23 protein-coding genes and 1 pseudogene are annotated in these 23,795 nt (G+C 65.8%); 8 read left to right on the top strand and 16 right to left on the bottom strand.

Annotation, left to right across the window (positions count from 1 at the left end; translation table 11 throughout):
• Positions 1 to 23: 23 nt before the first annotated feature.
• Entirely contained in the window at positions 24 to 797 is a 774-nt protein-coding gene (locus tag A9G05_RS12890; protein ID WP_069561360.1) for an enoyl-CoA hydratase, read from the top strand.
• Positions 798 to 892: 95 nt separating this feature from the next.
• Here the strand turns inward: A9G05_RS12890 and pyk are convergent, their stop codons facing one another.
• On the bottom strand, positions 893 to 2,344 hold the full coding sequence (pyk, locus tag A9G05_RS12885) for a pyruvate kinase (protein ID WP_069561359.1): 1,452 nt from the start codon (positions 2,342 to 2,344) through the stop codon (positions 893 to 895).
• Positions 2,345 to 2,440: 96 nt separating this feature from the next.
• On the bottom strand, positions 2,441 to 3,247 hold the full coding sequence (locus A9G05_RS12880; RefSeq protein WP_069561358.1) for a tetratricopeptide repeat protein: 807 nt from the start codon (positions 3,245 to 3,247) through the stop codon (positions 2,441 to 2,443).
• 168 nt (positions 3,248 to 3,415) lie between these two features.
• On the opposite strand from A9G05_RS12880, the gene A9G05_RS12875 reads away from it, so the two are divergent.
• The 3 genes from A9G05_RS12875 to A9G05_RS12865 are packed head-to-tail and all read left to right on the top strand — an operon-like array spanning position 3,416 to position 4,657.
• A complete protein-coding gene (locus A9G05_RS12875; RefSeq protein ID WP_069561357.1) occupies positions 3,416 to 3,784 on the top strand; it encodes a tol-pal system YbgF family protein in 369 nt (122 codons plus the stop codon).
• Positions 3,785 to 3,813: 29 nt separating this feature from the next.
• A complete protein-coding gene (locus A9G05_RS12870) occupies positions 3,814 to 4,239 on the top strand; it encodes a DUF4124 domain-containing protein (RefSeq protein WP_069561356.1) in 426 nt (141 codons plus the stop codon).
• 58 nt (positions 4,240 to 4,297) lie between these two features.
• Complete coding sequence (locus tag A9G05_RS12865) at positions 4,298 to 4,657, top strand: PilZ domain-containing protein (RefSeq protein ID WP_069561355.1); 360 nt, start codon at positions 4,298 to 4,300, stop codon at positions 4,655 to 4,657.
• Positions 4,658 to 4,670: 13 nt separating this feature from the next.
• On the opposite strand, the gene A9G05_RS12860 is transcribed toward A9G05_RS12865, so the two are convergent.
• From A9G05_RS12860 to A9G05_RS12830, 7 genes are all read right to left on the bottom strand, one after another.
• Positions 4,671 to 6,005: a DUF58 domain-containing protein gene (locus A9G05_RS12860; protein WP_069561354.1), complete on the bottom strand. Its 1,335-nt coding sequence runs from the start codon at positions 6,003 to 6,005 to the stop codon at positions 4,671 to 4,673.
• Positions 6,002 to 7,138, bottom strand: a complete 1,137-nt coding sequence (locus A9G05_RS12855; protein ID WP_240915824.1) for a MoxR family ATPase — start codon at positions 7,136 to 7,138, stop codon at positions 6,002 to 6,004. The genes A9G05_RS12860 and A9G05_RS12855 overlap by 4 nt, the downstream gene beginning before the upstream one ends.
• Positions 7,135 to 8,472: a DUF4350 domain-containing protein gene (locus tag A9G05_RS12850; protein WP_069561353.1), complete on the bottom strand. Its 1,338-nt coding sequence runs from the start codon at positions 8,470 to 8,472 to the stop codon at positions 7,135 to 7,137. The genes A9G05_RS12855 and A9G05_RS12850 overlap by 4 nt, the downstream gene beginning before the upstream one ends.
• The gene (locus A9G05_RS12845; RefSeq protein ID WP_069561352.1) at positions 8,469 to 10,112 is read right to left on the bottom strand and encodes a DUF4129 domain-containing protein; all 1,644 of its coding nucleotides are present in this window, start codon (positions 10,110 to 10,112) and stop codon (positions 8,469 to 8,471) included. The genes A9G05_RS12850 and A9G05_RS12845 overlap by 4 nt, the downstream gene beginning before the upstream one ends.
• On the bottom strand, positions 10,099 to 11,076 hold the full coding sequence (locus A9G05_RS12840; RefSeq protein WP_069561351.1) for a stage II sporulation protein M: 978 nt from the start codon (positions 11,074 to 11,076) through the stop codon (positions 10,099 to 10,101). Before A9G05_RS12840 ends, A9G05_RS12845 begins: the two co-directional genes overlap by 14 nt.
• Positions 11,073 to 11,810, bottom strand: coding sequence for an RDD family protein (locus tag A9G05_RS12835; protein WP_069561350.1), 738 nt, complete (start codon positions 11,808 to 11,810; stop codon positions 11,073 to 11,075). The genes A9G05_RS12840 and A9G05_RS12835 overlap by 4 nt, the downstream gene beginning before the upstream one ends.
• A 94-nt stretch (positions 11,811 to 11,904) precedes the next feature.
• Complete coding sequence (locus tag A9G05_RS12830) at positions 11,905 to 12,657, bottom strand: hypothetical protein (protein ID WP_069561349.1); 753 nt, start codon at positions 12,655 to 12,657, stop codon at positions 11,905 to 11,907.
• Positions 12,658 to 12,820: 163 nt separating this feature from the next.
• On the opposite strand from A9G05_RS12830, the gene sbcB reads away from it, so the two are divergent.
• The gene (sbcB, locus tag A9G05_RS12825; protein WP_069561348.1) at positions 12,821 to 14,251 is read left to right on the top strand and encodes an exodeoxyribonuclease I; all 1,431 of its coding nucleotides are present in this window, start codon (positions 12,821 to 12,823) and stop codon (positions 14,249 to 14,251) included.
• A gap of 65 nt (positions 14,252 to 14,316) precedes the next feature.
• Here the strand turns inward: sbcB and mvaT are convergent, their stop codons facing one another.
• On the bottom strand, positions 14,317 to 14,694 hold the full coding sequence (mvaT, locus tag A9G05_RS12820; RefSeq protein ID WP_069561347.1) for a histone-like nucleoid-structuring protein MvaT: 378 nt from the start codon (positions 14,692 to 14,694) through the stop codon (positions 14,317 to 14,319).
• Positions 14,695 to 14,997: 303 nt separating this feature from the next.
• On the opposite strand from mvaT, the gene purU reads away from it, so the two are divergent.
• From purU to A9G05_RS27655, 3 genes are read left to right on the top strand one after another with little or no spacing between them, the layout of a single operon-like run.
• Complete coding sequence (purU, locus tag A9G05_RS12815; RefSeq protein ID WP_044413103.1) at positions 14,998 to 15,849, top strand: formyltetrahydrofolate deformylase; 852 nt, start codon at positions 14,998 to 15,000, stop codon at positions 15,847 to 15,849.
• A gap of 30 nt (positions 15,850 to 15,879) precedes the next feature.
• Positions 15,880 to 16,299, top strand: coding sequence for a CBS domain-containing protein (locus A9G05_RS12810; protein WP_069561346.1), 420 nt, complete (start codon positions 15,880 to 15,882; stop codon positions 16,297 to 16,299).
• A 10-nt stretch (positions 16,300 to 16,309) separates the two neighbouring features.
• On the top strand, positions 16,310 to 16,486 hold the full coding sequence (locus tag A9G05_RS27655) for a hypothetical protein (RefSeq protein WP_165663983.1): 177 nt from the start codon (positions 16,310 to 16,312) through the stop codon (positions 16,484 to 16,486).
• Between the two features lie 25 nt (positions 16,487 to 16,511).
• Here the strand turns inward: A9G05_RS27655 and A9G05_RS28440 are convergent, their stop codons facing one another.
• The 6 genes and pseudogenes from A9G05_RS28440 to ccoG form a co-directional block, all read right to left on the bottom strand.
• Positions 16,512 to 17,276, bottom strand: coding sequence for a methyl-accepting chemotaxis protein (locus tag A9G05_RS28440; protein ID WP_371850562.1), 765 nt, complete (start codon positions 17,274 to 17,276; stop codon positions 16,512 to 16,514).
• A gap of 93 nt (positions 17,277 to 17,369) precedes the next feature.
• Positions 17,370 to 18,377: pseudogene (locus A9G05_RS28435) on the bottom strand (cache domain-containing protein); the annotation flags it as partial.
• A gap of 227 nt (positions 18,378 to 18,604) precedes the next feature.
• Positions 18,605 to 20,077 carry an inorganic phosphate transporter gene (locus A9G05_RS12800; protein ID WP_069561344.1) on the bottom strand — a complete coding sequence of 491 codons (1,473 nt, stop codon included), beginning with the start codon at positions 20,075 to 20,077 and terminating at the stop codon, positions 18,605 to 18,607.
• 153 nt (positions 20,078 to 20,230) lie between these two features.
• Positions 20,231 to 20,428: a hypothetical protein gene (locus A9G05_RS12795; protein ID WP_044413114.1), complete on the bottom strand. Its 198-nt coding sequence runs from the start codon at positions 20,426 to 20,428 to the stop codon at positions 20,231 to 20,233.
• 426 nt (positions 20,429 to 20,854) lie between these two features.
• Positions 20,855 to 22,264, bottom strand: a complete 1,410-nt coding sequence (gene mapR, locus A9G05_RS12790) for a GntR family transcriptional regulator MpaR (RefSeq protein WP_044413117.1) — start codon at positions 22,262 to 22,264, stop codon at positions 20,855 to 20,857.
• 78 nt (positions 22,265 to 22,342) lie between these two features.
• Entirely contained in the window at positions 22,343 to 23,752 is a 1,410-nt protein-coding gene (gene ccoG / locus A9G05_RS12785; RefSeq protein WP_069561343.1) for a cytochrome c oxidase accessory protein CcoG, read from the bottom strand.
• Positions 23,753 to 23,795: the final 43 nt, after the last annotated feature.

Below are 23,795 nucleotides of genomic sequence, written 5' to 3'. Positions count from 1 at the left end.
GCGGCCACCGCCGAGGACCCACCATGAGCGAACACATCCACCTGGAACGCGAGCAGGGCCTGCTGACCCTGCGCATGGACCGCGAGGACAAGAAGAACGCCCTGACCCGCGCCATGTATGGCGCCCTGGCCGATGCGCTGGACGCCGCCGACGAGGACCGCAGCGTGCGTGCGGTGCTGATCACCGGCAGCGAGACCTGCTTCACCAGCGGCAACGACGTGGCCGACTTCATCCAGGCGCCGCCGTCCGGGCTGGACAGCGAAGTGTTCCGCTTCATGAAGGCACTGTTCGACTTCAGCAAGCCGGTGGTGGCCGCCGTCAGCGGCCCGGCCGTGGGCATCGGCACCACGCTGCTGCTGCACTGCGACCTGGTCTACGTGGCCCGTGACGCCAGGCTGAAGATGCCCTTCGTCAACCTGGGGCTGTGTCCGGAGTTCGGTTCCAGCCTGATCCTGCCGCGCCTGCTCGGCCACGCCCGTGCGGCGGAACTGCTGCTGCTCGGCGAATCCTTCACCGGTGAGCAGGCCGCCGCCTGGGGCATTGCCAACGAGGCCCTGGCAGACGGCGCCGCGACCCTGGCCCGTGCCCGCGAAAGGGCCCGCCGCTTCGAGGCGCTCGCGCCTTCGGCGGTGGCGGTGAGCAAGCGACTGATGCACGAGCCCGGCCGCGAGGAACTGCGCCGGGTGATCATGGAAGAGGGCGAGCTGTTCGGTCAGCGCTTGCGCACCCCCGAGGCCATCGAGGCGCTGTCGGCGTTCATGCAGCGGCGCACCGCCGATTTTTCAAAGTTCGCCTGAGTGGCCCCGCAGGGTGGGCTTCAGCCCACCCATCCCGTGTCGGCACATGAAAAAAGGCCGCTCGATGAGCGGCCTTTTCACGTACTGCAGATGCCTTACACCAGCGGGTCGCCGACGTGGAGGATCTTCATGGTGTTGGTGCCGCCGACGGTGTGGTAGCTGTCGCCCTTGGTCAGGATGACCCAGTCGCCCTGCTGCACGATGCCGCGCTTGAGCAACTCGTCCACGGCGGCCTGGCTGACCTTGTCCGCCGGCAGTGCGGCCGGGTCGAAGGGGATGGTGGAGACGCCGCGGAACATGGCCACGCGCGCCTGGGTGGTGCGGTGGGGGGAGAAGGCGAAGATCGGCACCGAGGAACGGATGCGCGACATGATCAGCGGGCTGTAGCCGCTTTCGGTCAGGCAGATGATGGCCTTCACGCCCGGGAAGTGGTTGGCGGTGTACATGGTCGCCAGGGCCACGCTCTCGTCGCAGCGGCTGAAGGTGTGGCCCAGGCGGTGGCTGGACTTCTGGCTGGTGGGGTGCTTTTCGGCACCGACGCAGACGCGGGCCATGGCCTGGACCGCCTCCACCGGGTATTCGCCGGCGGCGCTCTCGGCGGAGAGCATGACGGCGTCGGTGTAGTCGAGCACGGCGTTGGCTACGTCGGAGACTTCCGCGCGGGTCGGCATGGGGCTGTGGATCATCGACTCCATCATCTGGGTCGCGGTGATCACGGCTTTGTTGTAGCGGCGGGCATGCAGGATGATCTTTTTCTGGATGCCCACCAGCTCGGCGTCGCCGATCTCCACGCCCAGGTCGCCACGGGCCACCATCACGGCATCGCTGGCGCGGATCAGGCCGTCGAGGGCTTCGTCATCGGCCACGGCTTCGGCGCGCTCGATCTTGGCCACCAGCCAGGCGGTACCACCGGCCTCGTCGCGCAGGCGGCGGGCCAGTTCCATGTCGGCGGCGTCACGGGGGAAGGAGACGGCCAGGTAGTCCAGCTCCATTTCGGCAGCGAGCTTGATGTCGGCCTTGTCCTTGGCGGTCAGGGCCGGGGCGGTGAGGCCACCGCCGCGACGGTTGATGCCCTTGTGGTCGGACAGTGGGCCGCCGATCAGTACGGTGCAGTGCAGTTCGTCGGCGGTGCTGGCGTCGACGCGCATGACCACGCGGCCGTCGTCCAGCAGCAGTTCGTCGCCGACGCCGCAGTCCTTGATCAGGTCCGGGTAGTCGATGCCGACCACCTCCTGGTTGCCGGCGTCACGCGGATGGGTGACGGAGAAGCGGAACTTGTCGCCGACTTCCAGCTCGATGCGCTTGCCGGCGAACTTGGCGATGCGGATCTTCGGGCCTTGCAGGTCGCCGAGCAGGGCGACGAAGCGGCCATGCTTGGCCGCCAGCTCGCGTACCAGGCGGGCGCGTGCCTTGTGTTCGTCGGGGGTGCCGTGGGAGAAGTTCAGGCGGGCGACGTCGATCCCGGCGATGATCAGTTGCTCCAGCACCTCGGGTGAGTTACTGGCCGGGCCGAGGGTGGCGACTATCTTGGTACGGCGGAAGGACATGCGAAGGCTCCAGTTTCAAAGCAGAGCCCGAGGCTACACCGCCCTTCGGCTGTAGTCTCGCTCCATTTCTACTACCCGCGCGGCGGGTGCATGCCGTCACCTCACGCCGGGGTTCAGGGCCATGTCCAGGTGGCGGGCGGCGTGCTCGGCCTGTTCGGCTTCGGGGAATTCGGCCAGCAGGCGACGCAGGTAGCCCACGGCCTTCTGGCGGTCTGCATGGGGATTGGCCGGCGCCAGGTTCATCAGGGCCATCTGGTACAGGGAACGGGCCTTTATATCCGGCTGCACATGGTCGTCGATCAGTGCCAGCGCGTAGAGCTGCTCGGCTTCGCCGACCCGGTCCTTGAGCACGGCGCGGCGTGACAGCAGGGTCATGTCGGGGTCCAGGTCGCGCTGGTAGAGGTCGAGGTCCTGGCTGGGCTTCCAGTCCGCCAGCAGCTCGCGGGCGGTCTTCTGCACCGGCGCTTCGGCCCGTTTCTGAATCATCAGGATGCGCGCCTGGGCATGCTCGGCGGCGTGGGTGCCGGGGAATTCGTTGGTGACCTGATAGAACAGGTTGAGGGCCCGGGTGTCGTCGCGCTGGTCGTTGTAGCGGCTCATGTAGATGAGGCCGATCTGGTAGAGGGCGATGGCGCGGACTTCGGCGGTGAACTGCCGGTCGCGGTAGCCGGTCATGTACAGCGCCTCGGCCTTGGCGCTGGTGCCGTCGCGGATGGCCATGGCGCTGTAGGTGAGCAGGTCGCCCTCTTCCTCCACGGCCGCTGCCATGCGGGCGTTCTTCAGGGCCTTCTGCTCGACCACTTCGTTGGTGGTGATCTGGGCGATGAACAACGGGGTGGTGGGCGCGCACGCGGACAGGGCGAGCAGGCAACTGGCGAGCAGGGCAGGGCGGAGGTGGCGCATGGGGGCTCCAGGGGGGCGCTTGGGCCGGACGGCGGGAGTCTAGCAGCGCCGCCGGGGGCGTCGTTGCGGGGCCATGCAAGTCCCATCGGAGGTTATGCCCGGCCGGCGGAAGGCGTTGCAGAAATCCCCGGGAGCGCCGATATACTCGCCAACGGAGGAGACACCCCAATGCGCACGTTCATCATCCTGGCCCTGCTGGTCGGCCTTGCCGGCTGCACCCGCTGGTCCCTTGACCGGCACCTGAACAACGCCTACGAGGCCTATGACGAAGGCAATTGCGAGGAGGCGATGCTCGAGCTGTCCAAGGCCGAGCGCAGCAGCCGCTCGCGCAGTTACATGCAGCCGGAAATTTCCCTGTTGCGTGGCCAGTGCCTGGAGCGCCAGAGCCTGTTCGTGGATGCGGCGCAGACCTACCATTTCATCATCAACCGCTACCCCAGCAGCGAATACGCCTTCCGCGCCAAGGCTCGTCTCGAGACCCTGGAGCGCATCGGGCAACTGGGCAGTGCGGCCAAACCGAACGCGGCGCCCCTCTGACGGTGGGCGTGGCGGGACAGGGAGAATCCATGCGTCATCTGCTTTTCTGCCTGCTGGCCTGTTCCGGCCTGGCGTCGGCCGAGATCTACCGCTGGACGGATGCCAACGGCCAGGTGCATTTCAGCGAGCAGCCGCGAGAGGGCGCGCAGCAGGTCGAGGTCCGTCCTCCGGCCCTGGACGACGACGCGGCGACCCGGGAGCGTCTGCAACGCGCTGAACAATTCTTCGATGCGCGTCGTCAGGAGAAGGAAGAGGCGCGTCGCAAGGAAGCCCAGGCCCGCAACGAGCGGGCGAGCCAGTGCGTGCAGTTGCGTTCCCAGCTGTCGCAGATCAAGCGCGAAGGCCAGTATTTCAGCGTCGACGCCAAGGGAGAGCGGCAGTACTACAGCGCCGAACAGGTGGACGCCGCTCGTCGCAAACTGACCGATGCGATCAAGGAGCGTTGTGGGCGGTAGTTGGTTTGGGTGCAGTAGTGAGGCCATACTGAACGGCCATCAATAGCGATTCGCCATCATGCGTAGCCAGCGCCATATCGAACGCCATCAACTGCCGTACTACCTGAAGGTGTTCAACCGCATCACCGACAAACCCATGGGTTATCTGGGCAATGTGTCCCTGGATGGCCTGATGCTCGTCAGCCAGTTGCCCATGCTGGTGGGGGCCCGTTTCGACATGCGCCTGAAGATCCCGGCGCATGACGGGCAGATCCGCTTCATCGATTTCTACGCCACGTGCCACTGGAGCCGGGAAGATGTGAACCCCGGCCATTACGATTCGGGCTTTTCGCTGGTGGAGCCGCCGCTGGAGTACGCGGAGCTGGTCGAGGCGCTGCGCTACTACTTCAGCTTCCACCCCTTGGCCGCCTCTGCCTGATCGGGGTGGGGCCTCAGAAGACGCCGGCCTTCTTCCAGGCCAGGTAGCGGCTGACCAGTTCGGGGCCCAGTTCGGAAGGGCGGCAATCCAGGACCGGGACACCGTGGGCGGCCAGCCGCTCGTGCAGGCCGTTACGGGCGTTGAGGTAGCTCACCGTGCCGCAGTAGCCGAGGGCTTCCTCATAGCGCTGCACGGGCGTGTGGCGCAGGGTGTCGAGCACTTCCTCGCGCAGGCTGGCCACCAGCACCCGGTGCTGCCGGCCCAGGCGTTTCACCGCTGTCAGCAATTCCTCGTCGTCCTCATCGCGCAGGTTGGTCACCAGCACCACCAGGGCGCGGCGGCGCTGCTTGGCCAGCAGCGCGTCGATGGCGGTGGCGAAGTCGGCGGGGCGCTGGCTGCTTTCCAGGTCGTACACCGCGTTGAGCAGCACCGAGAGCTGCGCCTGGCCCTTGACCGGTGCCAGGTAGCGATCCGCGCCCGTGCCGGCGAAGGTCGACAGCCCCACCGCGTCGCCCTGGCGCAGGGCCACGTAGCTGAGCAGCAGGCTGGTGTTGAGAGCGTGGTCGAAGTGCGAGAGGTCGCCGTCCTGGCTGCGCATGCGGCGGCCGCAATCGAGCATGAAGACGATCTGCTGGTCGCGTTCGTCCTGGTACTCACGGGCGATCGGCATGCGCTTGCGGGCGGTGGCCTTCCAGTCGATCTGCCGCAGGGTGTCGCCGTCGCGGAATTCCCGCAGCTGGTGGAACTCCAGCCCCAGGCCACGGCGCGGGCGCTGGCGCACGCCGAGCTGGCTGATCCAGTCGTCCACCGCCATCAACTGAGCGCCGTAGAGGCGGGCGAAATCGGGGTAGACGCGGGTTTCGTCGCTCATCTCCAGACGCCGACGATGGCCCCAGAGCCCCAGCGGGCTGGGCAGCTCCAGCTCGCAGCGGGGGAAGACGAAGCGGCCGCGGGCCAGCGGGCGGACACGGTAGCCGAATTCGGTGGTGTTGCCGGGCTGCAGGTCGACTGCCTGGGGCAGGTGCTCGAACTCCATGCCTTCGGGTACGTGGTCGAACACCTTCAGTGCCAGTTCGCGAGCGTAGGGATGGTGCACGATCATGCGCACTTCGCCCCAGCGACCGAGGGACAGGTTGCCGTGCAACTGGCGCTCCAGCCGCGGCGAGGGCAACTGGCGGAGCCAGGTGGCGTCGAGGGCGGCGATGAAGCCAAGGGCGCCGAGCAGGCCCCACCAGATGAGGTGGAGCTGTGCCGGCGTACCGACCTTGAGGGCATCCAGGGTGCCGAGCACGATGCCGAGCGCCAGCAGGACGCCCAGCAGGGCCAGCAGGAGGCGCGATGGCTTCATAGGCGGGGCGCCGGCACCTGGTCGAGCAGTTGCTGGAGGACGTCGTCGACGGAGCGGCCTTCGATGTCCAGTTCGGGCGACAGGCGCACGCGGTGGCGCAGCACGGCCAGGGCGCAGGCCTTGACGTCGTCGGGGAGCACGAAGTCGCCACCGCGCAGCAGGGCGCGGGCACGGCCGCCACGCACGAGGGCGATGGAGGCGCGCGGGCCGGCACCCATGGCCAGGCCCGGCCAGCTACGGGTGGCGCGGGCCAGGCGCACGGCGTAGTCGAGCACCTGGTCGTCGATCGGCAGTTCGCTGGCGATGCGTTGCAGCGCCTGGACGTCCTTGGCCTGCAGCAGGGTGCGCAGGGGCGCCACTTCCAGCATGTCGGCACGGGCGGAGCGGGTCACCTGGCGCACCAGGGCGAGTTCTTCGCCGGCTTCGGGGTAGTCCATGCGCAGCTTGAGCATGAAGCGGTCCAGCTCGGCCTCGGGCAGGGGGTAGGTGCCTTCCTGCTCGATGGGGTTCTGGGTGGCCATCACCAGGAACGGCTGGGGCACGGCCAGGGCGCGGCCTTCTAGGGTGACCTGGCGTTCCTGCATCACTTCCAGCAGGGCGGCCTGGGTCTTGGCGGGGGCGCGGTTGATTTCGTCCGCCAGCAGCAGGTTGGTGAACACCGGGCCCTTGCGCAGTTTGAACTGCTCGCTCTGCATGTCGTAGACGGCGTGGCCGGTGACGTCGCTGGGCATCAGGTCGGGGGTGAACTGGATACGCGAGAACTCACCGCCGAAGCAGCGGGCCAGGGCGCGCACCAGCAGGGTCTTGCCGAGGCCGGGCACGCCTTCCACCAGCACGTGGCCGCCGGCCAGCAGAGCGGTGAGCACGTCGTCGATGACCTGCACCTGGCCGACCACGGCCTTCTGCAGCTCCTGGCGCAGGGCCTGGGCGAGCTGGCTGGCGCGCTGGCGCTGGGAGCTGGCGGCAGTGGGCTGTGCGGGCGCCGGCTGCGGGGCAGGCGCCGGTGCGGCAGCAGCCGGTGCCGCTTGGGCGGGCTGGGGCGTGGCGGTGGCGTCCGAGGTCACGTCGGCGAGGTCCAGGTTGAGGCCTTCGGCTTCGTTGGTGATCGGCTGATCGGGCTTCTGTTCGCTCATAGGGCATTCCTGAGGCTTTGCAGGTGGGCGACCTGGCGGGTGAATTCGGAGGCGCTGAGGCGCTGCTTGGGCAGCGGCCGCATGGCCTGGCTGATGGCGCTGGGAGGCAGGCGGCTGAGGCGGCTGAGCACCTGCCACTGCTCGGCCACGCCGAGGCGTTCGAAACCGGGGTGACGACGACGGGCGCGGCGCAGGATGTCGCCCTGCAGGTGGCGCAGCAGTACCTGGTTGCCGCTGCGGCGCAGGAGGAAGTCGGCACTGGCGCGCAGGTGCTCTTCCAGTTGCCGGCGCGCCCGGTTCGCCGGGGCGATCTGCGGGCCCTGGCGCAGGCCGACGTGCCACAGGCCGAACAGGATCAGCAGGGCGAGGGCGGCCAGGGCTTCGGGGAAGTGGCGGCCGAGCAGGCTGGCCAGGTCGTCGCGGTCGGCGTTGTAGAGCAGCGTGGCGTGGGTGTCCTGGGTCAGGTACCAGAGCAGCCAGGCGTTGTCGTGGTCGGCGATGTTGTCGTTCTGCCAGATCCAGCTGTCGGTGAGCACGGTGACCAGGCCGTTGCCGTAGTTCAGTTGCAGCATGTGCGTGGCCTTGTCGCTGTTGGCCCAGGCGTGGGCGCGGTCCTCGCTGTCGTACAGGTGGAAGCGGGTGTCGAATTCGATGTAGGCCGGCGCGTCTTCGTTCTCCAGGTAGAGCTTGGTCAGCTCGGGGTAGGGCTCCTTGCTGTTCTCGCTGTCCGCTTCGGGCTGCTCGTCCGCGTCCTGTTCGTCGGCAGGGGCTTCGGCTTGCTGGGTCTCTTCGTCGATGCCTGCGTCGACGTCGGCGTCTTCGTTGCTGTCGGCCTCGCTGTCGGCGTCTTCGCTGTCCGTTGCCTGCTCGTCGTCCGCTGCGCTCTCGGACGCATCCTCGTCGACGTCGTCGAGTTCCTCGGCGTCGAACTGCTGGATGCCGAGGCGGTTGAGCAGCAGGTCATCGCTGGTGCCGGTTTCCTCGTCGTAGAGGGCTTCGGCGACGAACAGCAGGTGACCGCCCTTGCTGGCCCATTCCAGGACGCGGTCGGCCTGGGAGGGGGTCATGTTCGTGCGGCTGGCGATCAGCAGCAGGGTGTTGCCGGGGGCGGGCAGGGTGTCCAGCACGCTGAGGTTGTCGGCCCGGCTGGCTTCGATGCCCTGGCGCTTGAGGTAGTACTGGGCGGCCAGGTAATCGTCCTGACGGGCCTCGGGGGCTGCGCCCAGTTCGAGGGTCTCCTCGTAGGGCTCCAGGCGGCCGAGCAGGTAGATGGCGATGAGGCCGATGATCAGGAACGCAAGGGCGCCAAGGATGAACTGGCCGCGACGGCTCATGCGCTGGCCCCCTGGGCGAACAGTCGGCGCCAGCCTTCACAGAGGCCGCGCTTGAGGGTTTCCGGCGGCATCTGGTGGCCGTAGGCGAGGTTCTGCCAGTGGCGGGTCAGTACCTGGGCGAAGCGCCCAAGATCGTCACGCTCCAGGGCTTGAACCAATTGCAGCACCTCGCCTTCGGTGTGGGAGCCTTTGAGGGGCAGGCGGAAGTCGTGCAACAGCCGGCTGAGCAGGGCACGGTAGAGCAGGCCGAGAGCTTCGCGGGGGTGTTCGCTCCAGAGGCGTTCGGCTTCGGCGGCGACATCGTCGGGCAGGCTTTCGGGCGCCACTTCCAGGCCGAACAGTTGGGTGGGGGTATCGCGGCGGATGCGGGCGGGCAGGCCGATCCGGTCGACGAAGGTGGAGAGCCATTCGCGGTAGCGCCAGACCAGCAGCAACACCAGGCTGATGACCAGGGTCCAGAGCAGGACCTCGATGACCTTGGCGAGGAAACCGAGGGATTTCCAGAAGTCCCCCAGGGCCATGAGGCCGCGGATGAAGCCTTCGAGGGCGTCCTTGTCGTCCTGGCTCAGCTCTTCCTGCTTCTTCTCCGGCTTCTCATCCTCGTGCAGGCGCCAGCGGGTGACCGTCTCGCGGTTGGTGAAGGGCGGGGCGTCGAGAATGGCCTTGATGTTGTCCCGGGAGGCGGTGCTGGTGAGGGGCTGGTTGAGCAGGCGGTCGGCCTCGGGGCCCATCGGGTCGATTTTCTCTTCCGGCTTGGCGGCGGCCGTGTCGTCTGCAGCGGCTTTCTCGGGTACCGACTCGGCCGTGGTTTCCTCTGCGACGGCGGGGGCTGAAGGCAGGGTGAAGGCCAGGCCGACGCTCAGGCCCAGCAGCAGGGCATAGGCGACTCCGGTGAGACGCTGGCGCAGGCGGCGGAACACCAGTTCGATGTCCCAGGCTTCCAACTGGGTGCGGCGGTTCAGGTAGAGGGTGAAGCCGCAGGCGACGTAGACCGGCTCCCAGATCACCAGCACCAGGGCATAGAACAGGTTGGACAGGTGCTCGATCCAGACCCAGTCGCCATCCTGGGCTTGCAGCAGCTTCTGCCAGTCCATGTCGATGATCAGTTGCTGGGGCAGCATCAGGTAGAGAAGCGTGATGAAACCGGTGAACAGCGCCCACTCCAAGTGCATGCCGATGATGGTCAGCCAGGTGGCGCCGCCGGCATCGCGCTGACCCAGCACGGTGAGGCGCTGGCTACGGGCGGCGCCGGACAGCCCTTCGAGCTGCATGACCGGCATGTCGAAACTGCGGGTGGGGCTGAAGCGGCGCCAGGTCAGGCTGGCGATGATCTGCCGCTTGGCCAGGGTCGGCCAGGCCTTGAGTGCTTCGCGCAGGGTCGGGGTGTCGCCGAACAGGGCGCGGGAAAGGATGTACAGCGGCAGGCGTTCGAACAGCGGCTTTAGCCACCAGAAGGCGATGAAGGCCCAGGTGGAGTACTTCCACAGCAGCAGGCTGATGACGATGAACACCGGCAGGGTGGTCAGAGCCCAACTGGCCATCAGCAGGCCGGCATGGCGACGGGCCAGCAGGACGCCCAGGTCCATGGCCTCCCAGGCGCTGCGTGGGCGGATGGCGACGGAGGCGTCAGTCAGGCGCATGGCTACCCCGTCCGACGAAGGTGAAATAGCAGCCCACCAGCAGCCACAGGCTGCTGCCGACGACGTACTTCACCAGGGGTGTGGCAAAGGTCATGGAGGACCAGTAGGCCTCGATGAAGGCAGCGATCAGCAACATCAGGATCACCCCGGCCACCAGACGCACGCTGCGGGCGCCGGCCAGGCGCAGGGATTCGGCACGGGTATGGCGACCAGGTGCCAGCAGGGACCAGCCGAGCTGTAACCCGGCGGCGCCGGCGAAGGTGATGGCGGTGAGCTCGAAAGCGCCGTGGCCGATGACGAAGGACCAGAAGGTTTCGCCGTAGCCGGCCTGGGTCAGGTGGCCGGCGATGGCGCCGATCATCAGGCCGTTGAAGAGGATGAAGAACAGGCTGCCGACCCCGAAGAGCAGGCCACCGGCGTAGGTCTGAAAGCCGATGCCGATGTTGTTCATGATGTAGTGGCCGAACATCATCCAGTCGTCGCTGGCGTCGCGCTTGCTGGCGCCGATGCGGTGGGCGTCCGGCTCGTACATCGAATCCATCTCGCTGACCTGTTCCGGCGAGACGACGCTGTAGACCAGGTCGGGGAAGCAGTAGACCAGCACGCCCATGAGAATGAGGGTGCCGTAGAACAGCAGGCTGGAAACGGCGATGCTGCGCCACTGTTCGCGCACCAGGCGCGGGAAGCCGCCGAGGATGAAGCCGAGGATCTGCGCACCCAGGTGGCTGCGGTGGCGGTAGAACTGCTGGTGGCCGCGCATGGCCAGGTGCTGCAGCTGGTCGATCAGGTGGCTGCTGTAGCCGCGCTCCTGGGCGAGGGAGAGCTGCTGGCAGAGGTGGCGGTACTCCGCGGCGAAGGTTTCGCAGTTGGCGGGGTCGGCCTTGCCGCGTTCCAGGGCGTCGAGCTGGGCGGCGAAGCGGTTCCAGCCGGCCTGGTGGCGGTGTTCGAAGAGGCTCTGTTTCATGGGCTTCCCAGTAGGCCGCGGGCAATGCCGTTGAGTGTGGCTTCGGCCTGTTCGGGTGGTGTTTCCAGGGGCGCGGCGAGGATGCCGGCCAGCTCGGCACGGCGGCCGGTGGAGAGGCCGGCCTGGCGCTCGGCGAAGCCGAGGATGGCGCGCTGCTCCTCCAGGCTCAGGGGCACCGGCGAGCGCAGGGGCGTGGCCTCGGGCAGGTTCGGGCGGCTGGCCTTCTCTTCGCGGTAGACCACCAGGGTCCCGGCGGCGATGTCGCCCAGGCGCTTGAAGGCCGGGTTGAGCAGGCTGCTGATCAGCCCGAGGGTGTAGCCGAAGGGCAGCAGGTCGACGAAGCGCAGCAGGTTGCGCACCAGGGAGGAGGCCCAGCCCACCGGGGTGCCGTCGTCATGCACCACGCGCAGGCCCATCACCTGCTTGCCGGGGGAGCGCCCCTGGTTGAGCACCTCGAACAGCACCATGTACCACCAGTTGACCAGGAACAGCAGGATCATCCCCAGGCCGATACCGAACTGGCCGAGCAGGGCAAGGACCACGAACATCACCAGGAGGATGCCGCCACGGATCAGCAGGTCGATGAAGAACGCCAGGGCGCGTGGCAGGAGGCTGGCGGGGCGCAGCAGCAGGTCGATGCCCTCGGGCGTCTCGACACGGTAGCGGGTGTCCAGCGGAGCGGTCAGACCCTGCTCATTTCCGTATGGGCTGTTGTTGCCGGTCGTAGAAGACATGGTCCGACTGCGTGGAGGGGGTGGCCGATGCTAGCGAGCAACGGGGGGGTGAGGCAACCGATCCGCTCAGGCGGACCGGTCCGGGCTACGCGAATTACTGGGGGAACTGCTGGATGCCGAAGATGCGCTGATACAGCAGGGCCACCACCACAAAGCACATGGGCAGCGTCCAGACCAGGCCGACGAACAGCGGCAGGGCGCTGAGCATGACGATCAGGCCGAGCAGGGCGAACAGGCCGAAGCACTTGAACCAGCGTTGGCTGATGGCACGCCGCGACGCTTCCATCGCCTGCCAGGGCGAGAGGCCGCGTTCTACCATCAACGGCATGGCCAAAGCGTAGGCGATGCTGAGGTAGATGCCGGGAATGACCAGCAGCAGGAAGCCCAGGTAGACCATCAGCGGGAGCAGCAGGCTGAGGATGGCCAGGGGGACGAACTTGCCGGTGTGAGCGAAGACTTCGTTGAAGTTCAGCGGCTGGCCGGTCACCTGGCGCATGGCAAGCATATAAAGGCCGGCCATCACCGGTGCGGCGCAGGCACCAGCGATGATGCCGATGACCAACTGGCCGATCATCAGCAGCATGCCATCGCTTGCAACGAGCAGCCCCAGCACCAGGCCGAGGATGAAACTGACGAGCTGGCTGACCACCGAGTAGACCAGAAGGCCGCCGATGATCATGCCTTTCAGGCCCTGGATGCGTTGCCAGCCCTCGCTGATGAGCTCGCCGATGCGGAAGTCATAGCCGCGCGCCAGGGCTTCTTCGATGCTCGGTACATCGACAGCCGGCGGACGCTCCACCAGCTCGCTGCGCGGTGCGGAGTAGGGGTTCTGCTGGATCTCGCTCATGACGCTTCCCTGTGCCTTGGGCCTGGTTGTGGATGGTGGGGGAGTTTCTGGAGTTGCCCGGGCAATTGCAATCGGCTGCTTCACGATTTGGCGATTTGCATGGAAAGGGGGCTGTTAGACTCCTCGCCCATTGCATCCCAGCGCCCGGATTCAAGGAGGCGGCGTGACCCCCAGCATCTTCTGGTACGACTACGAGACCACCGGCATCAACCCGCGTTGCGACCGCGCCATCCAGGTGGCCGGCATCCGCACCGATGAGGCCCTGAACGAAGTCGGCGAGCCGGTGAACCTGTATTGCCGCATCAGTGACGACATCCTGCCTCACCCGGCGGCCTGCCTGGTGACCGGCATCCTGCCGTCGACCCTGCAGGACAAGGGCCTGGACGAGGCGGCCTTCATCCACCAGGTACATGCCGAGTTGTCACGCCCGGGCACCTGCGGCGCGGGCTACAACACCCTGCGCTTCGACGACGAGGTGACCCGCTACAGCTTCTATCGCAACTTCATCGATCCCTACGCCCGGGAATGGCAGGGCGGCAACAGCCGCTGGGACCTGATCGATACCCTGCGCACGGCCTATGCCCTGCGACCGGAAGGCCTCCAGTGGCCCACCGAGGAGGGGCGGGTGACCCTGCGCCTGGAGCGGCTGACCGCCGCCAACGGCATCGATCATGGCCAGGCCCACGACGCGCTGTCCGACGTGCGTGCCACCATCGGCATGGCCCGCCGGGTGCGCGAAGCCCAGCCCAAGCTGTACGACTACCTGTTCCAGTTGCGCAGCAAGCACAAGGTGATGGAGCAGATCCGCCTGATGCAGCCGCTGGTCCACGTATCGGGCCGCTACTCGGCGGAACGACATTTCCTCGCAGTGGTGCTGCCGTTGGCGTGGCACCCGCGCAACCGCAACGCCCTGATCGTCTGCGACCTGCAGGTGGAGGTGTCGCCCCTGCTGGAGCTGGATGCCGAGACCTTGCGCGCGCGCCTCTATACCCGGCGGGATGCCCTGGCTGAAGGCGAGTTGCCGGTCCCGCTGAAGCTGCTGCACATCAACAAGTGCCCCGTCGTGGCCCCGCTTTCCGTATTAAGGCCTGCGGACCGGGAGCGGATTGGCGTCGACCTGGCCGCCTGTCAGGCCAAGGCCGATGAACTGGCACGGCAACAGGCGAACTGGCAGGACAAGTTGGCAGCGGTTTATGCCGAAGAGTCCTTTGCCGGCAGCGAAGATCCCGAGCAGCAACTTTATGACGGCTTCCTCGGGGATCGTGATCGTCGACTGTGCGAACAGGTGCGTAATGCCGACCCGCAACGACTGGCGCGAGAAGTATGGCCATTCGATGATTCGCGCTTGCCGGAATTGCTGTTCCGTTACCGGGCACGAAACTTCCCGGAAACTTTGAGTGCCGAGGAGACGTCGCGCTGGCAGGAGTTCTGTCGGAATCGGCTTATGCATCCCAATTACGGGGCACCCAATACCCTGGCGGCATTCACCGAGGCGCTGCTGGAGTTACGGGCAACTGCGTCACCCGCGCAATTGGCGATTCTCGATGCCTGGAATGCCCACGCCGAAGTAGTGCGCCAGCGATATACGCTGTAGTCCCGCTTTGAACAGGCAATAAAAAACGCCAGCATCCGCTGGCGTTTTTGATGGAGCTGACTGAATCAACCCAGCAGGGTGGCCCAGCTTTCAACGGTCTCGGCGCCCCACTTGGCTTTCCACTCTTTCAGGGTCTTGTGGTTGCCGCCTTTGGTTTCGATGACTTCGCCGGTGTTCGGGTTCTTGTACTGCTTGACCTTGCGGGCACGCTTGACGCCGGTGGCCGGCCTGGCAGCGCGCGGTTGCCTGGCGGTTTTGGCTTCGGGATCGAGCAGGGCAATGATATCGCGCAGGGACTTCTGGTATTCGCCCATCAGGGTGCGGAGTTTGCCTTCGAATTCCAGTTCTTTCTGCAGCTTGTCGTCCTGGGACAGATTCTTCAGGCGCTCCTGGAGTTCTTTGATGGCTTCTTCAGTGGCGCGGTATTCATTGATCAGCGACATGTCGGTGTCCCTTGGTGAATTAGGGGTGAATGATGTGGAAGGGATAATAGTCAGGACACTAAACCAAGTAAACATGTCAGGAAAGTATCAGCCGAATATTTTTTACCAATGAATGCAGGCGGGCCTGTTAGTTGTTCGCACGTAACTGGCATGAACAACTCCCCCGCGAATTGAAGACCCGCGTGCTAATACCCATGCCCCTGGCAGGGGCACGCGGGACGTCGGATGAAGTGTTCGGGCCTGCTGAAGTTTTCACCGCGTGCCGCTAGAATGGCCGCCTTTGCGAAGTATCTGGAGTTTCCCATGCGCACATTTCGTCTGGTGATTGCCTGCCCGGACGGCGTCGGCATTGTCGCCAAGGTGAGTAATTTTCTGGCCACCTATAACGGTTGGATTACCGAGGCAAGTCATCACTCCGACAACCAGAGCGGTTGGTTCTTCATGCGGCATGAAATCCGCGCCGACTCGCTGCCGTTCGACCTGGACGGTTTCCGCCAGGCTTTCGCGCCGATAGCCCGGGAGTTCTCCATGTCCTGGCGAATCACCGATTCAGCGGTGAAGAAGCGCGTGGTGCTGATGGCCAGCCGTGAGTCCCACTGCCTGGCCGACCTGCTGCACCGTTGGCACAGTGGCGAGCTGGATTGCGAGATTCCCTGCGTCATCGCCAACCATGACGACCTGCGCAGCATGGTCGAATGGCACGGCATCCCCTACTTCCACGTACCGGTGGACCCGAAGGACAAGGCCCCGGCCTTCGCCGAGGTGTCCCGCCTGGTCGACGCACACAATGCCGACACCGTGGTCCTGGCGCGCTACATGCAGATCCTCCCGCCGGACCTGTGCCAGCGCTACGCCCACCAGGTGATCAACATCCACCACAGCTTCCTGCCCTCCTTCGTGGGTGCCAAGCCTTACCACCAGGCCTCGCTGCGCGGCGTGAAGCTGATCGGCGCCACCTGCCACTACGTCACCGAGGAGCTGGACGCCGGCCCGATCATCGAACAGGACGTGGTGCGCATCAGCCACCGCGACGACATCGAGGACCTGGTCCGCCTCGGCAAGGACGTGGAGAAGCTGGTGCTGGCCCGTGGCTTGCGCTACCACTTGGAAGACCGCGTGCTTGTGCACGACAACAAGACCGTGGTCTTCGACTGACCCCGCGATTTCGATACAAGGAACGATCCCATGCTCAAGTCCGTCCAGGTTCGTGACTACATGACCCACCATCAGGTGACCTTTAGGCCGGAGACCGACCTGTTCCTGGCCATCGAGCGTCTGCTGGAGCACCGCCTGAGCGGTGCTCCGGTGGTGGACGCCCAGGGCCACCTGCTGGGGATGCTGTCCGAATCCGATTGCCTGCGCGGCATCCTCTCCGGTGCCTACTACGACGCCGTGGGCGGCGTGGTAGGCGGATGCATGCAGTCGCAGCTGGACAGCGTGTCTCCCGAGGAGGATGTGGTCGACGTCTGCCAGCGCCTGTTGCGTGAGCAGCGCGAGGCCTTCCCGGTGGTGGAGCAGGGCGTGCTGGTGGGCGTACTCAGCCGCCGTGATGCCCTGCGGGCGATCAAGGCTTTTGCCCAGCACGACGGCAGCCGTCTGGCCTAGGAAGCTCCGCATGTCCGATCCCCTCGAACGCGCCACCTCCAAGGCTCCGCCCACCCTCGGCGAGGGGTGTGTGCGGCGTTATGACCCCGAGGCGCTGGACGAGGAGGACGGCACCGACTTCCCGGATGCCGAAGCCCTGTGGAAGCAGATCCAGGACGAAGCGGAAGACACGAAAAAGGCGCCTTGAGGCGCCTTTTTCGTACCCGGACGGTTCAGATGCGGAAGCTGTCCACCAGTTGCTTCAGTCGGGCGGCCTGTTGCTCCAGGTCCGCGCAGGCCCGCAGGGTCGCCTGCAGGTTCTCCACGCCTTCCTGGTTGAGCATGTTGATCTCGTTGATGTCCACGTTGAGGGATTCCACCACCGAGGTCTGCTCTTCCGTCGCGGTCGCCACCGACTGGTTCATGCCGTCGATCTCGCCGATGCGCTGGGTCACGCTGGAGAGGCGCTCGCCGGCCTGGTTGGCGATGGTCACGCTCTCCTCGCTGTAGCGCTGGCTCTCGGTCATGGTGTTGACCGCCTCGCGGGCGCCCACCTGCAACTCCTCGATCATCTTCTGGATTTCCTGGGCCGACTCCTGGGTGCGGTGGGCCAGGTTGCGCACCTCGTCGGCCACCACCGCAAAGCCACGCCCGGCTTCGCCTGCGCGAGCGGCCTCGATGGCCGCGTTGAGCGCCAGCAGGTTGGTCTGCTCGGAGATGCCCTTGATCACCTCGAGGATCTGCCCGATGTTCACCGTCTTGGCGTTGAGGGCCTCGATGTTGGCGCAGGAGGTGCTGATCTTCGCCGACAGGTCGCTCATGGCCTTGATGGTCTGCTCCACCACCTGGCGGCCGTCTTCCGACTGATCCTTGGCATTGGAGGCCTGGTGGGAAGCGTCCGCTGCGTTGCGGGCGATCTCCTGGGCCGCCGCGCCCAGCTCATTGATGGCCGCCGCCACGCTGTTGGTGCGCTGCGCCTGCTCGTCGGAGTTGCTCATGGAGGAGTTGGAGGCGTTCAGCACCAGTTGGGCGACCTCGTTGACCTGGCGCGTGGTGGCCGAGACCTCGCGGATCGAGCCGTGGATACGCTCGACGAACTGGTTGAACGCCTGGGCCATTTCGCCGAACTCGTCCTGGGAGTGCACCTCCAGCCGGCGGGTCAGGTCACCCTCGCCCTGGGCGATGTCGCGCATGGCGCGGCCCATGAGCAGCAGCGGTTGCATCAGGAAGCGGATCAGCATGCCCAGCAGGATGATGATGATCACCACCGCGATCACCATGACGATGATGGCCGAGGTGCGGAACTCGTTGAGCATCGAGAAGGCCTGGGCCTTGTCGATGGACAGGCCGATGTACCACTTCACCGTCGGCAGGCCCTTGATGGGGGTGAAGGTGAGGATGCGGGCCTTGCCGTCCAGCTCCGTCTCGGTGAAGTCGGTGCTGATGCGTGGCGCATTGGTCGGGTAGACCTCCGTCAGCTTCTTCATCACCAGGTCCTTGTTGGGGTGGACCAGGATGGTGCTGTCCTCGCTTACCAGGAAGGCGTAGCCCATGCCCTGGAAGTCCAGCGAATTGACGATCTGCTGCAGGGTTTCCAGGCTCAGGTCGCCGCCTACCACGCCCTGGCCGGGCGCCGGCGTGGCGATGGTCATGATCAGCGCCTTGGTCGCCGCGTCGATGTAGGGCTCGGTCAGGGTGGTCGAGCCGGCGGCCACGGCGTCCTTGTACCAGGGGCGCACGCGGGGGTCGTAATCGGCCGGCATCTCTTCGTCCGGGCGCATGGTGAAGGCGCCGTCCTGAGTGCCCAGGTAGGTGAAGGCGAAGGTGGAGGTCAGCGCCTTCTGCTCCAGCAGCTTGGCCACCGCATCCGGCTCGGGGTGCTGGGCAATGTTCTGCGCCAGGTTCTCCACCATCAGAATCCGGCCGGAGAGCCAGTTCTGGATATTGCCGGCGGTGACGTTACCCATTTCCTTCAGGTAACTCTCCAGGTCTTCCCGGATCGTATTCCGTTGCAGGTAGTCGTTGTACAGAGTGAACAGCGAGAACGCCGCGATCACCACCAGCGAGGCGGCGAGCAGGATCTTGTGGCTGAACTTCATATTCTTGGTCATGGCTTCGTGCGTCCGGTTGGGGCGGATACCTGATACGTCGGGTACACGGCTTCTGGTGGCTGCGTCCCTCAGTGTGTCGGTCATTACCCATTAAAGCTTGAGGTTGGCGAAATGCCTGTATGTCGGAGCTTTCCACAGGCATTCAGCGACGCCCCGGCCGGCGAGCAGGCATGAAAAAGGCGCCCGCAGGCGCCTTTCTCGATGAAGCAGATGACTCAGACGAACAGCGTGGTCGCCAGCCAGAACATACCGGCGGAGAGCGCCATCGAGGTGGGCAGGGTCAGTACCCAGGCCATCAGGATGGTGCGCACCGTGCCACCCTGCAGGCCGCTCTTGTTGGCGACCATGGTGCCGGCCACGCCGGAAGACAGCACGTGGGTGGTGGAGACCGGCAGGCTGTAGAGGTTGGCCATGCCGATGGCTGCAGCGGCGGTGATCTGCGCACTCATGCCCTGGGCGTAGGTCATGCCCTGCTTGCCGATCTTCTCGCCCACGGTCAGCACCACGCGCTTCCAGCCGACCATGGTGCCGATGCCCAGGGCCAGGGCCACCGCGATGATCACCCAGAAGGGGGCGTACTCGGTGGTGGCGGTCAGGTCCTTGCGCAGCTTGTCGAGGTCGGCCTTTTCACGGGCCGGCAGGCCGGACAGCTTGCCCACCTTCTTCGCCGTGTCGTCCAGGCAGAGCAGGTAGCGGCGGGTCTCGACGCGCTTCTCCTCGCTCATGTCGGCGTAGCTGCGCACGCCCTTCAGGTTGCCCAGCAGGCCGGCGATGGTCGCTTCGGTCTGCTTCGGATCGCAACGGAACGCTTGCGGCATCTCGCTGCCGTTGCTTTTGCCCAGGGCCAGCATCTCGCCGAGGGTGTCGGTGTGACGCTGGTAGAACTGGCTCAGGTGGGTCGCAGCGTCGCGGGTGCGCTCGATCTGGTAGGTGGTGCTGTTCAGGTCCAGCACGAACTTGGCCGGAACGATGCCGATCAGCACCAGCATGATCAGGCCGATGCCTTTCTGGCCGTCGTTGGAGCCATGCACGAAGCTCACCGCCATGGCCGAGAGCACCAGCACCAGGCGGTTCCAGAACGGCGGATGCTTCTTGTCGTCCAGCTCCTTACGGGTTTCCGGCGTCTTGTGCATCTTCGACAGCGGATACAGCCACTTCAGGCTCAGCAGCACCAGGGCTGCGACCATGAAGCCGGCAGCCGGAGAGAAGATCAGCGACAGGCCGATGTCGATGGCCTTGCCCCAGTTCACGCCCTCGCCCAGGGGCAGGTCGGTGAGCATCGCGTTGGCCAGGCCGACGCCGAGGATGGAACCGATCAGGGTGTGGGAGCTGGACGCCGGGATACCGAAGTACCAGGTGCCCAGGTTCCAGGTGATGGCCGCCGCCAGCAGCGAGAACACCATGGCCAGCCCGTGGCCGGTGTTGACGTTGATGAGCAGCTCCACCGGCAGCAGGTGCACGATGGCGTAGGCCACGCCAACGCCACCCAGCAGCACGCCGAGGAAGTTGAAGATGCCGGAGAGGACCACCGCCCGGTAGGGCGACATGGCTTTGGTGTAGATGACCGTGGCCACCGCATTGGCGGTGTCATGGAAACCGTTGATGAACTCGAAGGACAGGACGAATGCCAGGGCGAGCACCAGGCTCAGCACCAGCCAGGCATCAAGCCCGCTGAAGAGATCGAACATGAAGGTTTTATGACGGCTGGTTAGGGGGCGCGGATTATGCCAGAAAACCGCTTCCCGCCCAGCTCCGGACCGCTGATTGGTCGTATCGTTCCGTGCGTCATGGCAGCGCAGCCCTAGAAACGAGGGCTGCGCAGGCTTTGTTTAAAAATCGTTTCAGTCCGATTGCTTGAGCTCTTTTTCCATCTTCTGGAGCTCGCGCTCGAAAGCCTGGTCCAGGTAGTTGGGGCGTTTGCGCCAGGGCTTGCGTTCGGGGTCCGGCTGGGCGGCGTAGGTGGTGACTTCCCCGCCGTATACATCCTTGTAACGTTTCTCCTGGCGCTCGAGTTCGGCGCGCAGTTCGTCTTTCGTCACGTAGTGATCCGCTTGTGTGCTGTTGAAATGGTCTTGATCCAAGTTCCGGCGATGAAGGGGCGAGTACCCTTTGCAACTTTCGCCAGAAGAGGGAGTGTGCGTGCCATGCACAATCCCGATGCAACCTTGAGGTTGTCTTCGGTGCCTGCCCAGGCCGCATGGTGTCTGCGTTACAGCGAGGTCGCAATGCATTCGGGGAGGCTGGCGAAGTATATAGGCAAACTTGTCGAAAGCTCCAGACTCATGTGAGTAGTTCATGCACTGTCAGGTGTAGGACATGCTGCCGGCGTTATTCAAACGCTGCCGCACATCGCTGCCATGGCAACTTCGTAGTGACGGCGTATCGAACCTGAAAAATAGAGCGCACAACGGCCGCCCAAGTTCAGGTCAATGAACAAGGCGACCGTTTTGCGCGGGGAGTTGCGCTTAAAGCGACTTGATGATGCGCCCGAGGGTTTCCACCGCCTGCTCGCTGCGGGGCGTCCAGGGATGGCCGTAGTTGAGGCGGGCGCAATGCCCGTAGCTGCGGGTCGCCGAGAAGATCGGCCCCGGCGCGATACTGATGCCCTGGGCCAGGGCCAACTGGAACAAGCGCAGCGCATCCACCTGGCGGGGGAATTCCAGCCAGAGGAAGTAACCACCGTCGGGCCGGCTGACCCCGGTCTGCTCCGGCAGGTGCCGGGCCACCGCCGCCAGCATCGCGTTCTGCTGGCTCTCCAGCGCATAGCGCAGGCGCCGCAGGTGGCGGTCGTAGCCGCCGTGCTGCAGGTAGTCGGCAATGGCCGCCTGGGCCGGCACCGAGGCGGAGATGCTGGTCATCAGCTTCAGCCGCTCGATCTCCCCGGCATAGCGCCCTCCCGCCACCCAGCCGACCCGGTAGCCCGGCGCCAGGCTCTTGGAGAACGAACTGCAGTGCATCACCAGGCCCTCGCTGTCGAAGGCCTTCACCGGCTTGGGCGCGTGCTGGCCGAAGTACAGCTCGGCGTACACGTCGTCCTCGATCATCGGCACCTGGTAGCGGGCCAGCAGCCCCGCCAGGTGCTTCTTGCGCTCCTCGGTCAGGCTCGCCCCGAGCGGGTTGTGGAAATTGCTCATGAACCAGCAGGCCTTGATCGGCAGGCTCGCCAGGCTGCGCTCCAGCACCTCCAGGTCGATGCCCTCGCGCGGGTGCACCGGGATTTCCACCGCCTTAAGCTTGAGCCGCTCCAGCACCTGCAGGCTCGCGTAGAACGCCGGTGACTCGATGGCCACCAGGTCGCCCGGCCGGGTCACCACCTGCAGGCAGAGGTTCAGCGCCTCCAGCGCGCCGTTGGTGATCACCAGCTCCTCGATGGGCAGCGGCAGCCCGCCGACCATGTAGCGCAGGGCGATCTGCCGGCGCAGGCCGTGGTTGCCCGGCGTCATGTCGGCCACGGTGGAGCGCGGGTCCATGTCGCGCACCGCATGGGCCATGGAGCGCGCCAGGCGTTGCAGGGGGAACAGGTCCGGGCTGGGGAAGGCCGAGCCGAAGGGCACCGTGTCCGGGTCACGGATCGAACTGAGCACCGAGAACACCAGCTCGCTCACGTCCACCTCGGTGGTGGCCGCCTCGCGGCTGCTCACCTGGGGCTCCTGCAGCGGCCGCTTGACGTGCTGGCAGACGAAGTAGCCGGAGCGCGCGCGGGCCATGATCAGCCCACGGCTCTCCAGCAGGTAGTACGCCTGGAACACCGTGGAGGCACTGACCCCGTAGGTGCGGCTGGCATGCCGCACCGAGGGCACCTTCTGGCCCGGCGCCAGGACGCCGGTGCGGATCAGTTCGGCGATCTCGTCCGCGAATTTCTCGTAGCGCTTCATCTTGTCCTGGGGAAGGTGGGCCGGGGAGGCCCACTCTAAGCGCTGCGTGCGGCTACCGCCACGGCCGTGCTCCATGGCTCAGCGCCTCGGGCTGACGAAGGTGCTGCTGGCGCTGGCCTGGGCATCGCCCTCCACCGCGCGGATACGGAACACCAGCTCGCGGGGGCCGCTGCGGCCATCGTCGTCCACCAGGGCCACCGACACCGGCAGATCGAGGATCTCCCCGGCTTCCACCCTGATCAGCGCCGGCGCCTCCAGCTCCAGGCCCTCGCCCTCGGCCAGCTCCAGGCGGTAGCGCAGGTCCTGCTGGGTCTTATTGATCAGCTTCAGGTTGTAGATGTTCTCGATCTGCCCGGCCGCGTTCTCGCGGAACATGCCCCGGTCCTTGATCACATCCAGCGACACCTCCGAGCGCGTCGCCAGCAACCAGGCGAAAGCCCCGATCATGATCACCAGCGCAGCGGCGTAACCCACCAGGCGCGGGCGCAGCAGGTGCGTGGTGCCGCCTTCCAGCTCGCGTTCCGAGCTGTAGCGCACCAGGCCCTTGGCGTAGCCCATCTTCTCCATCACCGAATCGCAGGCATCAACGCAGGCCGCACAGCCGATGCAGGCGATCTGCAGGCCATCGCGGATGTCGATGCCGGTCGGGCACACCTGCACACACAGCGTGCAGTCGATGCAATCGCCCAGGCCCTGGCTCTTCGGGTCCACCCCCTTCTTGCGCGCCCCGCGCGACTCGCCCCGGGCGGTGTCGTAGGAGATCACCAGGGTGTCCTTGTCGAACATCACGCTCTGAAAGCGCGAATAGGGGCACATGTGGATGCACACCTGCTCCCGCATCCAGCCGGCATTGATGTAGGTGGCCGCGGTGAAGAACACCACCCAGAACAGCGCCACCCCGCCGACTTCCAGCGTCAGCAGGTTCATCGCCAGCTCGCGCACCGGCGTGAAGTAGCCGACGAAGGTCACCGCCGTGGCCAGGCTGATGGCCAGCCACAGACCGTGCTTGGCCACGTTGCGCGCCACCTTCTCCGCACCCCAGGGCGCGGCAGCCAGCTTGATGCGCTGGTTGCGGTCACCCTGGGTGCGCTGCTCCACCCACATGAACATCCAGGTCCAGACGCTCTGCGGACAGGTGTAGCCGCACCACACCCGGCCGGCGAACACCGTGATGAAGAACAGCCCGAAGGCACAGATGATCAGCAACCCCGACAGCAGGATGAAGTCCTGCGGCCAGAAGGTCGCACCGAAGATGTAGAACTTGCTGTCCTCCAGACTCCAGAGCACGGCCTGGCGGCCGTCCCAGTCGAGCCAGAGGGTGCCGAAGAACAACAGGCACAACAGCCCCGCGCCCAACCGGCGCAGGTTGCGGAAACGCCCGGTGAAGCTGCGGGTGTGGATCGGTGCACTGGAGGCATACAGGGACGTGGCAGCGGGGCGACTCGTTGGGTCGACCTCTACCTGCCGGACGGGGATGGTCTCGCTCATGATTCAGGCCTTTTGGGCTATGACGGCGAGGCGGACTATAGGG

The organism is Pseudomonas sp. ENNP23, assembly GCF_001728945.1.
Lineage (GTDB): Bacteria > Pseudomonadota > Gammaproteobacteria > Pseudomonadales > Pseudomonadaceae > Metapseudomonas > Metapseudomonas otitidis.
Note: the sequence above shows the minus strand (reverse complement) of the source record. Positions and strands in the feature narration are given on the sequence as shown.